9 protein-coding genes are annotated in these 13,582 nt (G+C 67.8%); 4 read left to right on the top strand and 5 right to left on the bottom strand.

What is annotated here, in order from left to right; translation table 11 throughout:
* Positions 1 to 743: 743 nt before the first annotated feature.
* On the bottom strand, positions 744 to 1,388 hold the full coding sequence (locus JLDANKMP_RS16775; RefSeq protein WP_024958800.1) for a YdcF family protein: 645 nt from the start codon (positions 1,386 to 1,388) through the stop codon (positions 744 to 746).
* Positions 1,373 to 2,335, bottom strand: a complete 963-nt coding sequence (locus tag JLDANKMP_RS16770; RefSeq protein WP_065183411.1) for a pyridoxal-phosphate dependent enzyme — start codon at positions 2,333 to 2,335, stop codon at positions 1,373 to 1,375. The genes JLDANKMP_RS16775 and JLDANKMP_RS16770 overlap by 16 nt, the downstream gene beginning before the upstream one ends.
* A 159-nt stretch (positions 2,336 to 2,494) precedes the next feature.
* On the opposite strand from JLDANKMP_RS16770, the gene JLDANKMP_RS16765 reads away from it, so the two are divergent.
* Both JLDANKMP_RS16765 and mnmG read left to right on the top strand, forming a co-directional pair.
* Positions 2,495 to 2,983, top strand: a complete 489-nt coding sequence (locus JLDANKMP_RS16765) for a hypothetical protein (protein WP_024958802.1) — start codon at positions 2,495 to 2,497, stop codon at positions 2,981 to 2,983.
* Positions 2,984 to 3,533: 550 nt separating this feature from the next.
* Complete coding sequence (gene mnmG, locus JLDANKMP_RS16760; RefSeq protein ID WP_062605418.1) at positions 3,534 to 5,423, top strand: tRNA uridine-5-carboxymethylaminomethyl(34) synthesis enzyme MnmG; 1,890 nt, start codon at positions 3,534 to 3,536, stop codon at positions 5,421 to 5,423.
* A gap of 170 nt (positions 5,424 to 5,593) precedes the next feature.
* Here mnmG and smeC read toward each other — a convergent pair whose 3' ends face one another.
* The 3 genes from smeC to smeA are packed head-to-tail and all read right to left on the bottom strand — an operon-like array spanning position 5,594 to position 11,364.
* Complete coding sequence (smeC, locus tag JLDANKMP_RS16755; RefSeq protein ID WP_212561679.1) at positions 5,594 to 7,009, bottom strand: multidrug efflux transporter outer membrane subunit SmeC; 1,416 nt, start codon at positions 7,007 to 7,009, stop codon at positions 5,594 to 5,596.
* Positions 7,006 to 10,155, bottom strand: a complete 3,150-nt coding sequence (gene smeB / locus JLDANKMP_RS16750) for a multidrug efflux RND transporter permease subunit SmeB (protein ID WP_212561678.1) — start codon at positions 10,153 to 10,155, stop codon at positions 7,006 to 7,008. Before smeB ends, smeC begins: the two co-directional genes overlap by 4 nt.
* Before the next feature lie 12 nt (positions 10,156 to 10,167).
* Entirely contained in the window at positions 10,168 to 11,364 is a 1,197-nt protein-coding gene (smeA, locus tag JLDANKMP_RS16745) for a multidrug efflux RND transporter periplasmic adaptor subunit SmeA (protein WP_111687813.1), read from the bottom strand.
* A 118-nt stretch (positions 11,365 to 11,482) separates the two neighbouring features.
* On the opposite strand from smeA, the gene baeS reads away from it, so the two are divergent.
* Together baeS and JLDANKMP_RS16735 are read left to right on the top strand one after the other, a co-directional pair.
* Positions 11,483 to 12,886, top strand: coding sequence for a sensor histidine kinase efflux regulator BaeS (baeS, locus tag JLDANKMP_RS16740; RefSeq protein ID WP_005411527.1), 1,404 nt, complete (start codon positions 11,483 to 11,485; stop codon positions 12,884 to 12,886).
* The gene (locus tag JLDANKMP_RS16735; RefSeq protein ID WP_005411528.1) at positions 12,883 to 13,572 is read left to right on the top strand and encodes a response regulator; all 690 of its coding nucleotides are present in this window, start codon (positions 12,883 to 12,885) and stop codon (positions 13,570 to 13,572) included. Before baeS ends, JLDANKMP_RS16735 begins: the two co-directional genes overlap by 4 nt.
* Positions 13,573 to 13,582: the final 10 nt, after the last annotated feature.

Here is a 13,582-nt window from a genome sequence, read left to right as displayed (position 1 = left end):
CACTACCGCGTGCCACGCCATACGCGAATCGGTCTGGTGGGTGCCGAACTTGGTCGGCACAGTGCCGGCGACATCGCGATCTGACAGATGGTGCCAACCAAGGTTGGCACCTACCAATTCCGAGCGGTGTCGGCCATTCCAATCCGCCGCAAGCAGACCTGATCGTCTGGTAGTGCCGGCCGCTGGCCGGCAACCTCACGATTCCATGATGGGCATCTGCCGGCCAGCGGCCAGCACTACCAAATGCGACGCCATACGCGAATCGCTCTGGTGGGTGCCGACCTGGTCGGCACAGTGCCGGCGACATCGCGATCTGACAGGTTGTACCGACCAAGGTCGGCACCCACCAAACTCGGGCGGTGTCGGCGATTCCAATCCGCCGCAAACAGACCTGATCGTCCGGTAGTGCCGGCCGCTGGCCGGCAACCTCACGATTCCATGATGGGCATCTGCCGGCCAGCGGCCGGCACTACCCAATGCGACGCCATAGGCGAATCGCTCTGGTGGGTGCCGACCTTGGTCGGCACAGTGCCGGCGACATCGCGATCTGACAGGTTGTACCGACCAAGGTCGGCACCCACCAAATTCGGGCGGTGTCGGCGATTCCAATCCGGCGCAAGCAGACCTGATCGTCTGGTAGTGCCGGCCGCTGGCCGGCAACATCACGATTCCATGGGGGCCATCTGCCGGCCAGCGGCCGGCACTACCCAATGCGACGCCGCGCCCAACGCAGGCTTCCGCCCTCAGGTATTGGCCGGCGAACTCAACGGCGGGCGCACCAGGTCGCGGTGGAAGAAATAGATTTCCTGCACCAGGAAGCGCCAGCTGGTGTGGAAGCTGCGGAAGCGCGTGCTGGGCGTGGACGAGGCCAGCGCATCGATGCCGAGCGCCTTGCTCAGGCGAAGTGCGCGCGCCATGTGCAGCGGATCGCTGACGACGATCACGCGGTGCAGGCCGCGCTGGTCCATCAGCCGCTTGGCTTCAACCAGGTTCTGCACGGTATTGCGCGAAGCGGTTTCGATCAGGATCGCATCGTCCGGCACGCCATGCTTCAGCGCGTAGCGCCGCGCCACCTGCGACTCGGAGAAGCGCGCACCGGTGCCGCCATAGCCACCGGTGAAGATCAGCAGCGGCGCATAGCGTGCTTCATACAGATCCAGCCCGTGGCGGATGCGTTCTTCGAACACCGGTGACGGCTTGGCGTCATAGGCGGCCGCACCCAGCACGATGATGGCGTCGGCCTTGGCGGCCTGGTCGCGTTCACCCACCCAGACGATCCAGGCGGTCACGCCCAGCAGCCAGATCACCAGCAGCACGAACAGCCGCCACAACCAGCCCAGCAGGCCGGTGCGTTCGCGGTGCCGCCCGCGGCTCACGCCGCCCCCCAGCGCAGCGCTGGCAGGTCGACGTTGCCGCCGGACAACACCAGGCCCACGCGCAGGCCGGCGAAGCGCTGCGGCTGCGCCAGCACCGCAGCCAGCACGGTGGCCGAAGAGGGTTCCACCACCTGCTTGAGCACGTCCCACAGCAGGCGCATCGCCGCCAGCGTCGCGGCGTCATCGACCACGATCACCTCGGCACCGGCGGCGCGGAGCAACTCGAAATTGGGCGCGCCGATCAGGGTACGCAGGCCATCGCAGATGGTGTCCGGGGTGAACGCGCCCTGGCGCTCGCCGATGGCCAGCGAGCGCGCGGTGTCATCGGCGCCGGCCGGCTCGGCCAGGATCAGCCGGGTCTGCGGACTGGCGTGCTGCAGGGCCAGCGCGGTACCGCTGGCCAGGCCACCGCCGCCCACCGGCACCACCAGCGCGTCGAACGGGCCGTCGCTGTGCAGCAGTTCCAGGGCCGCGGTGCCCTGCCCGGCCATCACCGCCGGGTTCGTATAGGGATGCACTAGGGTTGCGCCGGTATCGGCCTGCACCCTGGCGCAGGTGGCCTCGCGGTCGGCGATGGTCGGCGGGCAGCGCCAGAGCGTGGCGCCGTGGCGGGCGATGTTGGCCAGCTTGGCGGCCACCGCCCCCTCCGGCACCACCACATGGCAGGGGATGCCCCGGGTGCGTGCGGCCAAGGCCAGCGCGGCGCCGTGGTTGCCGGAGGAATGGGTCACCACACCAGCACTGGCGCGATCGGCATCCAGCGACCACACCGCATTGCAGGCACCACGGAACTTGAATGCGCCACCACGCTGCAGGTGCTCGGCCTTGAACGCCAGCTGTGCGCCGGTCATCGCATCGAGCGTGCGCGAGCGCAGCACCGGGGTCACGCTGGCATGCGGGGCAATCCTCGCAGCAGCAAGCAGGACATCATCGGCGCGGGGCAACAGTGAATCGCTCATGACGCAAGATTAACGTATGCCCCCGCGCTGGCGACCGGGGCACAGGTCATGCCAGCATGCGGGCCTACGCCTCCATTCATCCTGGCCAGCCGGATTAAGGGCCGATTCAATGCCCGCGCACGAAGCTGACTGCACACCCGTCCTCTGGGGGGACCCACCATGAAAATGCGCCTGTTGCTTGCCGGTGGCCTGTTGTTGGGCCTGACTGGCTGCACCACCTACGACTATGTAGGCGGTGGCCGCGGTGGCGGCTACTACCACGGCGCGCCGTCGGTGGAGTACCGCTACCCGGCCGGCTATCCCTACAACTACGGCTACCCGTACTACGGTGGCTATGGCGGCTATTACGGCGGCTATGGCAACCCGTACTACTCGCGCCCGATCTACCGCCCGCCGCACAACCACCGCCCGCCGCCGCGCCCGCCCGGCAACGGTGGCGAGAACCGTCCGCCGCCGCCGAGGCCGTCGTACAACGGCGGTTCCCCGTGGCGGAACATGGATTCGATGCGTCGCCCGCCGCAGTCGAACATGCAGCCGCCGGCGCCCGCACCGCAGGCCCGCCCGGCCCCGGCACCGAGTGCGCCGAGGATGAACGGTTCCCCCTGGCGCAACATGGATCGTGCGACGCAGCGCACAGTTGAGCGCTGAACCGTCTTGCATTTCATACGGTCTAAGCCGCAATCTACGCGGACAGTGACGGCCCGCGTCACAAAGTGACAAAAACGACACGGGCCGCCGCAAAAAGCTCTACGTCGATATCCGACAGGAACATCTGGATCCCCCCTGTTCCGGCCCTGTCGGATGTCGGCACCTCTGAAGGCAGACGGCCCCGCAATGCGGGGCCGTTTGTTTTGCCGGGCCGCCAACCGGCGAGAGCCCCAGCGTCAGTAGATCCACGCCATGCGTGGACGGGGCCTTTCCCGGCACCCCAAAAAAACAGGGCCGGACAGTCCCCCGACTGCCGGCCCTCTGCTCCCCCACCATGCACCTGTACCGGCCCCTGTTCCAATTCCGGTCACGGGCGCCTGCGGCGCCAGCCACGATGGGTGCTATTGGGTTATCTGCAAAAATCCTGCCAACTTTAGGGTTGATTTCGGCGCCGGCCGGCCGGTACCGGCGTCCCGGCCCCGAATGGCGCTAAAATCGCCACCCCGGCGCCGCCCCCCGGCCGCGCCCGCCCCCAGCTGAACAGCCTCCCATGAACCCGTCCTTCCATCGTTACGACGTCATCGTCATCGGCGGTGGCCACGCTGGCACCGAAGCCGCGCTGGCCGCAGCCCGCACCGGCGTGCGCACCCTGCTGCTGACCCACAACATCGAAACCGTGGGCGCGATGAGTTGCAACCCGGCCATCGGCGGCATCGGCAAGGGCCATCTGGTCAAGGAAATCGACGCGCTGGGCGGTGCGATGGCGCATGCCGCCGACCGCGCCGGCATCCAGTGGCGCACGTTGAACGCCTCCAAGGGCCCGGCCGTGCGTGCCACCCGTTGCCAGGCCGATCGCAACCTGTACCGCATGGCGATCCGCGCCATCGTCGAAGGCCAGGCCAACCTGACCGTGTTCCAAGCCGCAGTGGACGATCTGGTCATCGAAGGCGACGCCGTGCGCGGGGTCATCACCCAGACCGGCCTGCGTTTCGACGCCGGGGCCGTGGTGCTGACCGCCGGTACCTTCCTCGCCGGCAAGATCCATGTCGGCCCGACCCAGTACGCTGCCGGCCGCATGGGCGACCCGCCGGCCACCACGCTGGCCGCGCGCCTGCGCGAGCGCCCGTTCCAGGTGGACCGCCTGAAGACCGGCACGCCGCCGCGCATCGATGGCCGCTCGCTGGACTACAGCGTGATGGACGAACAGCCCGGTGATTCGCCGCGCCCGGTGATGTCCTTCCTCGGCTCGGTGGACGAGCATCCGCAGCAGGTCAGCTGCTGGATCACCCACACCACCGAACAGACCCACCAGATCATCCGCGACGCGCTGCATCGCTCGCCGCTGTACAGCGGCCAGATCGAAGGCATCGGCCCGCGCTACTGCCCGTCCATCGAGGACAAGGTGGTGCGCTTCGCCGAGAAGGCCAGCCACCAGATCTTCGTCGAACCCGAAGGCCTGGGCATCGTCGAGATCTATCCCAACGGCATCTCCACCTCGCTGCCCTTCGACGTGCAGCTGGAGATGGTGCGCAGCATCCGTGGTTTCGAGAACGCGCACATCACCCGCCCCGGCTACGCGATCGAGTACGACTTCTTCGATCCGCGCGGGCTGAAGGCCTCGCTGGAAACCAAGCTGGTCAACGGCCTGTTCTTCGCCGGCCAGATCAACGGCACCACCGGCTATGAAGAAGCGGCCGCGCAGGGACTGCTGGCCGGCCTCAACGCCGCACGCCAGGTACGTGGACTGGATGGCTGGTGCCCGCGCCGCGACGAGGCGTACCTGGGCGTGCTGGTGGATGACCTGATCACCCACGGCACCAACGAGCCGTACCGCATGTTCACCAGCCGCGCCGAGTACCGCCTGCAGCTGCGCGAGGACAATGCCGACCAGCGCCTGACCCCCGCTGGCCGCGAAATGGGCCTGGTCGATGACCGCCGCTGGAACGCGTTCGAGACCAAGCAGGCCGCCGTCGCCGCCGAGCGTGCGCGTCTGGGTGCGCTGTGGGCCACGCCGGCCAATGCGCTCGGCCGCGAAGTGCAGGATACGCTGGGCGTCATGGTCAGCCGCGAAACCAATGTGCTGGACCTGATCAAGCGCCCCGAGCTGGATTACGCGCAGCTGATGCAGGTGCCGTCGCTGGGCCCGGCCGTGGCCGACGCCAAGGTGGCCGAGCAGGTGGAGATCGGCGTGAAGTACGCCGGCTACCTGGATCGCCAGCGCGAGGAGATCGAGCGGCAGCAGCGGCACGAAGCCACGCCGATCGCTGAAGCCTTCGATTATGCGACGGTACGCGGGCTGTCGGCCGAAGCGCTGCAGAAGCTGGAGCGCGTGCGCCCGCAGACCATCGGCCAGGCGCAGCGCATCCCGGGCATGACCCCGGCAGCGATCTCGCTGCTGCTGGTGCATCTGGAGCGGGCGCGCCGCGGCCGCGTGGCATAAGCGGTCGCACCTGCTTCTGGTGGGTGCCGACCTTGGTCGGCACATGAATCTGCCCTGGTGGGTGCCGACCTTGGTCGGCACGAATCATCAGATCGCGATGCTGCATGCATTTGTGCCGACCAAGGTCGGCACCTACCGGAGCGGAAGACACACCCACATTGGCGGGCGCGTTACCGCGCGTCGGCGCCACCACCCAGCACCTTGAACAACGTCACCCGGTTGCCCGCCTCCTGCTGCTGCAGGGCGATCAGGTCCTGCTGCGCGGCATACAGGCTGCGCTGCGCATCCAACGACTGCAGGTAGCCATCCAGTCCGGTGCGGTAGCGCGCATCGGCCAAGGTGTAGCTGCGCTGGCTGTCCGCCACCAACGCGCGTTGCGCGTCCAGCTGCGCGGTCAGGTGATCGCGCGTGGCCAGCGCATCGGCCACCTCACTGAAGGCCTGCTGGATCGCCTTCTCGTACTGCGCGATGCCGATGTCCTTGCCGATCTTCGAGGCATCCAGCGAGGCCTTCAGTGCACCGGCATGGAAGATCGGCGCGGTGATGCTGGGCGCGAACGACCAGCCACGGGTGCCGGCCGAGAACAGCGTCGACAACGCGGTGGAACTGTGGCCGTAGTTGGCGGTCAACGCCAGTGTTGGGAAGAATGCGGCGCGCGCGGCACCGATATCGGCGTTGGCTGCCTGCAATGCATGCTCGGCGGACAGCACGTCCGGGCGCTGCAGCAACACGCTGGACGGCAGGTTGGCGGGCAGCGGCGCCAATGCGACGCTGCCATCCAGCGCCTGCGCGGTAGGCAGCAGGGCCGGATCCAGCGGTGCCCCCACCAACAGCTGCAATGCATCGCGATCCTGCGCCTGCTGGGTCTGCAGCTTCGCAAGCGCTCCGCGCGCGGCTTCCACGCTGGTCTGCACCTGCGACAGGTCCAGGCCCGAGGCCAGCCCCTGTGCATGGCGGGCCTCGGTGCGCTGCAGGGTCTGCTGCTGGCTGTCCAGCGTCTGTTGCGCGAATGCCAGCGACTGCTCGTCGGCCGCCAGCGCCAGCCACGCCGTCGCCACTTCAGCCACCAGGCTGGTGCGCGCGGCGCGCTGGTTCTCGGCGCTGGCCAGCCAGTTCTGCAGCGCCTCGTTCTTCAGGCTGCGGATACGCCCGAACAGGTCCAGTTCCCAGCTGCTGATGCCGACCTGCACCGCGTCGGACTCGGTCACCTGGGTGGCACCGGTCTCGCTGTTGGCATCGCTCACCCGCGAACGGGTGACACTGCCGCTGGCATCCACCGACGGCAGCAGTGCCGCGCGCTGGATGCGGTACTGCGCGCGCTCCTTCTCCACCTGCAGCACCGCCACGCGCAGGTCGCGGTTGTTCTGCAGCGCCAGCGCGATGACCTGCTGCAGGCGCGGTTCCAGGAACACTTCGCGCCAGGCCGGCATCGCCAGTGCCGGCTCGGCCTCGCCGGTGCCGGCATTGCCGAACTGTGCCGGCACCGGCGCCTCGGGACGCTGGTAGTGTGGGGCCATGCTCACGCAGCCACCGAGCACGGCGGTCATCGTTGCGGCCGCCAGGGCGCGCAGCAGCATCGGCTTCATGGGCTTGTCTCCGGGACAGTGGCGTCGGCCGGCGCGCGGCCCGGGAACAGGCGGCGCACCAGCAGGTAGAACAACGGCACGAAGAACATGCCCAGCACCATCGAGGCCACCGTACCACCGGCCACGCCGGTACCCAGCGAACGGCGCGCAGCCGAACCGGCGCCGGTGGCAAATACCAGCGGCAACACGCCCATCAGGAACGCCAGCGAAGTCATCACGATCGGCCGCAGCCGCAGGTAGACCGCCTGCAGGATTGCGTCGCGGGTACTCCTGCCCTGCTGTTCGAGGATGCGCGCGAACTCGACGATCAGGATGCCGTTCTTCGCTGCCAGACCAATCGTGGTCAGCAGGCCGACCTGGAAGTACACGTCGTTGTTGAGGCCACGCAGGTTCATCATCAGCACGGCGCCGAACACGCCCACCGGCACCGCCAGCATCACCGCGAACGGCACCGCCCAGCTTTCATACAGCGCGGCCAGGCACAGGAACACGAACAGCAGCGAGATGGCGTACAGCATCGGCGCCTGGTTGCCCGACAGCTGTTCCTGGTAGGCCATGTCCGACCAGGCGTGACTGAAGCCTTCCGGCAGCGTGTCGGCCAGGCGCGCGATCTCGGCCATCGCCTCGCCGGAGCTGACGCCCGGTGCCGGCTGGCCGGTGATTTCCATCGCCGAGATGCCGTTGTAGCGCTGCAGTGCGGCCGGCGCACTGGTCCAATGCGTGCTGATCAGCGACGACAGCGGCACCATCTGCCCGGCCTGGTTGCGCACGCTCCAGCGCTCGATGTCCTGCGGCTGCATGCGTGCTTCGGCGGTGCCCTGGATGAACACCTTCTTGATGCGTCCCTTGTAGATGAAGTTGTTGACGAAGTCGCCGCCCAACGCCGCGTTCAAGGTGTCATTGACGTCCTGCGGGTTCACGCCCATCGCCTGCGCCTTGGCGTCGTCCACCTTCACCGCGTATACCGGCGCGTCTTCCAGGCTGGCGTAGCGCACGTTGACCAGCTTCGGGTCCTTGGCGGCTTCCTTCAGCAGCGTGTTGCGCGCGGCCACGGCGGCGGCATGGCCGGCACCGCCTTCGTCCTGCAGTTCCAGAGTGAAGCCACCCGCATCGCCGAGGCCCAGGATGGCCGGTGGCGAGGTGATGAACACCTGCGCATCGGGCACGCTGGCCATCGCCCGCGTCAAGCGTGCGGCGATGGTATCGGCGTCGTCCTTGCGGTCATCCCAATCCTTGAGCCGGATGAAGGCTTGGCCGACGTTCTGGCCGCTGCCGGTAACACTGAAACCGGCGGTGGCCTGGATCGAGAGCACGCCGTCGTCCTTCACCGCGACGGCACTCAGACGATCCATTACCGCCCGCGTCTGCTCCAGCGTGGAGCCGGCCGGCAGCTTCACCAGCGCGTTGAGCATGCCCTGGTCTTCATCGGGCAGGAACGCGCCCGGCAGGTGCCACAGCAACAGGCCGGTGGCCACGCTCAGCACCAGGTAGAACAGTACGCCCAGCGTGCGGCGGCCGAGGAAACGATCCACGCGGTGACGCAGGCCGTTGGAGGTGCGCTCGAAGCGGTGGTTGAACCAGATGAAGAACTTGCCCAGCAGGCTCGGCTCGCCACCGTGGTCGCCATGCGGATGGCCGCCCTTGGGAATCTGGTGCAGGATGCTGCCACACAGTGCCGGGGTGATGGTCATCGCCACCAGCACCGACAGGATCATCGCGGCGGCGATCGTCACCGAGAACTGGCGATAGATCACCCCGGTTACACCGCTGAAGAACGCCATCGGCAGGAACACCGCGGTCAGCACCAGCACGATGCCGACCAGCGCGCCGGTGATCTGGCCCATCGCCTTCAGCGTGGCCGGCTTCGGCGCCAGCCCTTCGAAGGTCATCACCCGCTCTACGTTCTCCACCACCACGATGGCATCGTCCACCAGCAGGCCGATGGCCAGCACCAGTGCGAACATGGTCAGGGTGTTGATCGAATACCCGAATGCAGCCAGCACGCCGAACGTGCCCAGCAGCACCACCGGCACCGCGATGGTCGGGATCAGCGTGGCGCGCCAGTTCTGCAGGAACAGGTACATCACCAGCACCACCAGGATGATCGCCTCGATCAGGGTGATCACCACTTCCTTCAGCGAGATGGTCACGAATGGCGTGGTGGTGAAGGCCACGTGGGCGGTGTAGCCATGCGGCCAGTACTTCTGCAGCTGCTGAAGCCGTGCATCGATGGCCTTGGAGACGGCGATCGCGTTGGCACCGGCATTGAGTTCAATGCCCAGCGACGCCGACGGCTTGCCATTGAAGGTGCTGATGCTGTCGTAGCTTTCCGGCCCGAGGCCGATCTTCGCCACGTCGCCCAGACGCACCACGCTGCCGTTGGCATCGGCCTTGAGCACCACCTGCGCGAACTGCTCGGGCGTGTGCAGGCGGCTGCGCGCGGTGACCGTGGCGTCGAGCTGCTGGCCCTTCAGCGCCGGCTGGCCACCCAGCTCACCGGCGGAGACATCGGTGTTCTGTGCCTGCAATGCGGTCTCGATGTCCGAGGGCATCAGCGCGTACTGGCGCATCTTCTCCGGATCCAGCCAGATGCGCATGGCGTATTCCTGGCCGATCGGCTGGATGTTGCCGACACCGCTGACGCGGCTGATCTGGTCATCGATGCGCGCTTCCATGAAGTTGGCGACATCGAAGTTGTCCATGCTGCCGTCTTCGCTGGTGAACGACAGCACCTCGAAGATCGAACCACTGGACTTGGTGATGGTCAGGCCGTTCTGCTGCACCGCCTGCGGCAGCGTGGCCATGGCGGCCTGCAGCTGGTTCTGCACCTGCACCTGCGCGGTATCCGGATTGGTACCGGTGGCGAACACCAGGTTGACCTGCGCCGAGCCGTCGGAGGCACTGGTCGAGGTCATGTACATCAGGTGATCGAGGCTTTGCTGGGACTGCTCGATGACCTGGGTGACCGCGTTTTCCACGGTCTGCGACGAGGCGCCGGTGTAGGTGGCGCGGATGGTGATGGTGGGCGGGGCGATCTGCGGGTAGCGGTCCACCGGCAGGATCAGGATCGCGAGCAGGCCGAGCAGGCTGACCGCGATGGCGATCACCCAGGCGAAGATCGGCCGGTCGATGAAGAAACGAACCATGTGGGCCAGGCCTCAGTGCGACTTTTCGTCGGTGTTGCCGTTCGGATCGACCGCCGGCATCGCCGCCAACTGCGCCGTCGTGGCCGCCACCGCTTTCACCTGCTGGCCGAGCGATACCGCGCTGCCGTTGCTGACGATCACCCGTTCGCCAGCCTTGAGGCCGCTGGTGATCTGCCACTGGTTACCGACCACCTGGCCGGTGCTGACGCGGCGCTCGACCACATGATCCTTGGCGTCGAGCAGGCGCAGCAGTGGTTCGCCGCGTTCGTTGCGCACCACCGCCTTCTGCGGCACCAGCAGGGCACGCGCGTCGGTGGCCATCGGCAGCACCGCCTTCAGGTACATGCCCGGCAACAGCAGGCCGTCCGGGTTCGGAATGACCGCGCGCAGCTTCACGTTGCCGGTGCCCGGATCCACTGCGCTGCCGACGAACTCCAACGTGCCTTCATGCGCGTAGGTGCTGCCGTCCTCCAGCAGCACCTTTACCTGTGCCTTGCCATCGATGGCCTTCACCAGGCCCGCATCGAGCCGCTTGCGCAGCGCCAGCATCTGCGTGCTGGACTGGGTGACATCCAGGTACACCGGGTCCAGCCGCTGGATGGTGGTCAGCGCCGTATCCTGGCCGGCCGCGACCAGCGCGCCGGCGGTGACGCTGGAGGTGCCGATGCGGCCGTCGATGGGGGCGGTCACCCGGGTGTAGTCGAGGTTGATGCGGGCAGCCTGCAATGCAGCGCGCGCGGCAATCACGTTGGCCTGCGCCTGCTTCAACGCCGAGGTGGCATCGTCGGCGTCCTGCTTGCTGGCTGCATCCATGCTCACCAGCGCGCGGGTGCGCTCGGCCTTCGGCTGTGCCGACAACACGGTGGCCTCGGCCTGCGCCAGCTGCCCGCGGGCGGTATCGAAGGCCGCCTGGTACGGTGCCGGGTCGACCTGGTACAGCAGCTGCCCTGCCTTGACCTGCTGGCCTTCGGTGAACAACCGCTGGCGGATCAGGCCGCCGACCTGCGGCCGCACCTCGGAGATCTCGAACGGCACGGCACGGCCGGGCAAGGTCTGCTGGAGTGCCAGCGGCTGCGCGCTGGCGATGATGACGCCCACTTCGGGCATGGCCGGGGCATCGGTCCTGCCCGCCGAACAGGCCGCCAGGGCCAGCAGCAGGGGCAACAGCAGGGGACGCGGGGAACGGGACAGCGGGCGCAGGAAGGACATGGGGGGGCGTGGGGGCCTTGCGTTGACCCGTGCACGCTGCCGTGAAACTGTGCAGAGAATATGGAGATTGTGCGACGGGCTCAGCTGGCGCTTGCTTTCGGCGCCGCATGCGCCGCTAATGGCCTTCGCGATGGCGAAGTTCCAACTCAAATTCGGCCTGACCGCGAAGACCTTCCTCGCGATCTTCACCGCCTGCCTGCTGGTGCTGGCAGTGAACGGTATTGCCAGCCGCGTGGCCTTCCAGACCGGCTTCCTGGACTACCTCAACGACCAGGGCGACCTGCGCATGCAGCGGCTGATGCCACACCTGCAGCGCGAGTACCGCGAGCACGGTGGCTGGGAGCATCTGCACGGTGATGGCGACCGCTGGGCGCGGCTGCTGCGCCCGGACCTGGCCCATGGGCACGAAGGACCGGTGCCGTCGCTGTCCGACCAGACCGGCGTGCCGTCGCGCCTGGGCCTGTTCGACGCGCAGCACCGTTTCGTGGCCGGCAACCCCGACGCCACCAGCGATGACGAGCCGCATGCGGTGCAGGTGGACGGGCAGACCGTCGGTTGGCTGGGCATGGTGCCGTTCCAGACCGTCATCGCCACCAACGACCTGAATTTCTACAACACCCAGGTGCGCGCCTGGTGGGTGATCGGCATCGCGCTACTGCTGGTGACGGTACTGCTGGCCTGGCTGGTATCGCGTGCGCTGCGCCAGCGCCTTGCCAAGCTGGCCGCTGCCACCCACCGGTTGGCCGCCGGTGACTACGCCACCCGCATCGAGCGCACCAGTGACGATGAGCTGGACGCGCTGGTCAACGACTTCAACCGGATGGCGCAGGCGCTGGACGACACCGAACGCAACCGCCGCGCCTTCATTGCCGACATCTCGCATGAGCTGCGCACGCCATTGGCCGTGGTGCGCGCCGAGCTGGAGGCGATCGAAGATGGCATCCGTCCGCTGGACCGGGCCAACCTGGTGGGCCTGCAGGGCGAGATCCGCCAGCTGGGCAAGCTGATCGACGACCTGCACGACCTGTCGATGACCCAGTCCGGTGGCCTGGCGTACCGCTTCGCGCCACTGGACCTGGTGGCGCTGCTGCGCAGCGAACTCAATGGCATGCGCGTACGCTTCGCCAATGCAGGCCTGGCGTTGGAAGAAGACCTGCCCGCCACGCCGTTGCAGGTGTCCGGTGACGAACGGCGCCTGCAGCAGGTGCTGGCCAACCTGCTGGAAAACGCACTGCGCTACACCCATGCCGGTGGCCGCGTACGCGTGCAGGCAGCACGCGTGCCTGCCGGCGTGCAGCTGGTCGTGGAAGACACCGCGCCGGGCGTTCCGGCCGACAAGTGTGCACTGCTGTTCGAACGTTTCTACCGCGTGGAAAGTTCGCGCAACCGCGCCAGTGGCGGCAGCGGGCTGGGCCTGGCCATCAGCCACAACATCATCCTCGCCCACCACGGCGTCATCCACGCCGCGCCCTCGCCGCTGGGCGGGCTGCGCGTGGTCATCACCCTGCCGGAGCCTGCATGAGCACGTCGCCCGCCACGTCCACGAAGATCCTGATCGTCGAGGACGAGCCACGCCTGGCCTCGGTACTGCGCGACTACCTGGCCGCCGCCGGCATGGCCAGCGAGTGGGTGGACGACGGTGGCCAGGTGATCGACGCGTTCGTGCGCTACCAGCCCGATCTGGTGCTGCTGGACCTGATGCTGCCGCAGCGCGACGGCGTGGACCTGTGCCGCGAACTGCGTGCCAGCAGCGATGTACCGGTCATCATGGTCACCGCACGGGTGGAAGAGATCGACCGCCTGCTGGGCCTGGAGATCGGCGCCGACGACTACATCTGCAAGCCGTTCAGTCCGCGCGAAGTGGTCGCGCGGGTGATGGCGGTGCTGCGCCGCTACCGCCCGGACCCGGGTGCGCGCGCCAACGGTGGCCTGCACATCGACGAGCCGGCCGCACGCGCCACCTGGAACGGCAAGGGCCTGGACCTGACGCCGGTGGAGTACCGCCTGCTGCGCACGCTGCTGGCCACCCCGGGCCGGATCTGGGCGCGCGATGAACTGCTCGACCGGCTGTACCTGGACCATCGCGTGGTGGTCGACCGCACCGTCGACAGCCATGTGCGCAACCTGCGCCGCAAGCTGGCCGACGCCGGCATGGAAGGCGAGCCGATCCGTTCGGTGTACGGCATGGGCTACAGCTACGAGCCCTAGCCGGTAGTGC

This window comes from Stenotrophomonas sp. PE591 (assembly GCF_018320795.1).
Classification (GTDB): domain Bacteria; phylum Pseudomonadota; class Gammaproteobacteria; order Xanthomonadales; family Xanthomonadaceae; genus Stenotrophomonas; species Stenotrophomonas maltophilia.
Note: the sequence above shows the minus strand (reverse complement) of the source record. Positions and strands in the feature narration are given on the sequence as shown.

Coding starts and splice junctions, on each gene's coding strand:
- JLDANKMP_RS16770 (WP_065183411.1), bottom strand. CDS start 2,335: ATGAGCGATTCACTGTTGCCCCGCGCCGATGATGTCCTGCTTGCTGCT.
- JLDANKMP_RS16765 (WP_024958802.1), top strand. CDS start 2,495: ATGAAAATGCGCCTGTTGCTTGCCGGTGGCCTGTTGTTGGGCCTGACT.
- mnmG (WP_062605418.1), top strand. CDS start 3,534: ATGAACCCGTCCTTCCATCGTTACGACGTCATCGTCATCGGCGGTGGC.
- smeC (WP_212561679.1), bottom strand. CDS start 7,009: ATGAAGCCGATGCTGCTGCGCGCCCTGGCGGCCGCAACGATGACCGCC.
- smeB (WP_212561678.1), bottom strand. CDS start 10,155: ATGGTTCGTTTCTTCATCGACCGGCCGATCTTCGCCTGGGTGATCGCC.
- smeA (WP_111687813.1), bottom strand. CDS start 11,364: ATGTCCTTCCTGCGCCCGCTGTCCCGTTCCCCGCGTCCCCTGCTGTTG.
- baeS (WP_005411527.1), top strand. CDS start 11,483: ATGGCCTTCGCGATGGCGAAGTTCCAACTCAAATTCGGCCTGACCGCG.
- JLDANKMP_RS16735 (WP_005411528.1), top strand. CDS start 12,883: ATGAGCACGTCGCCCGCCACGTCCACGAAGATCCTGATCGTCGAGGAC.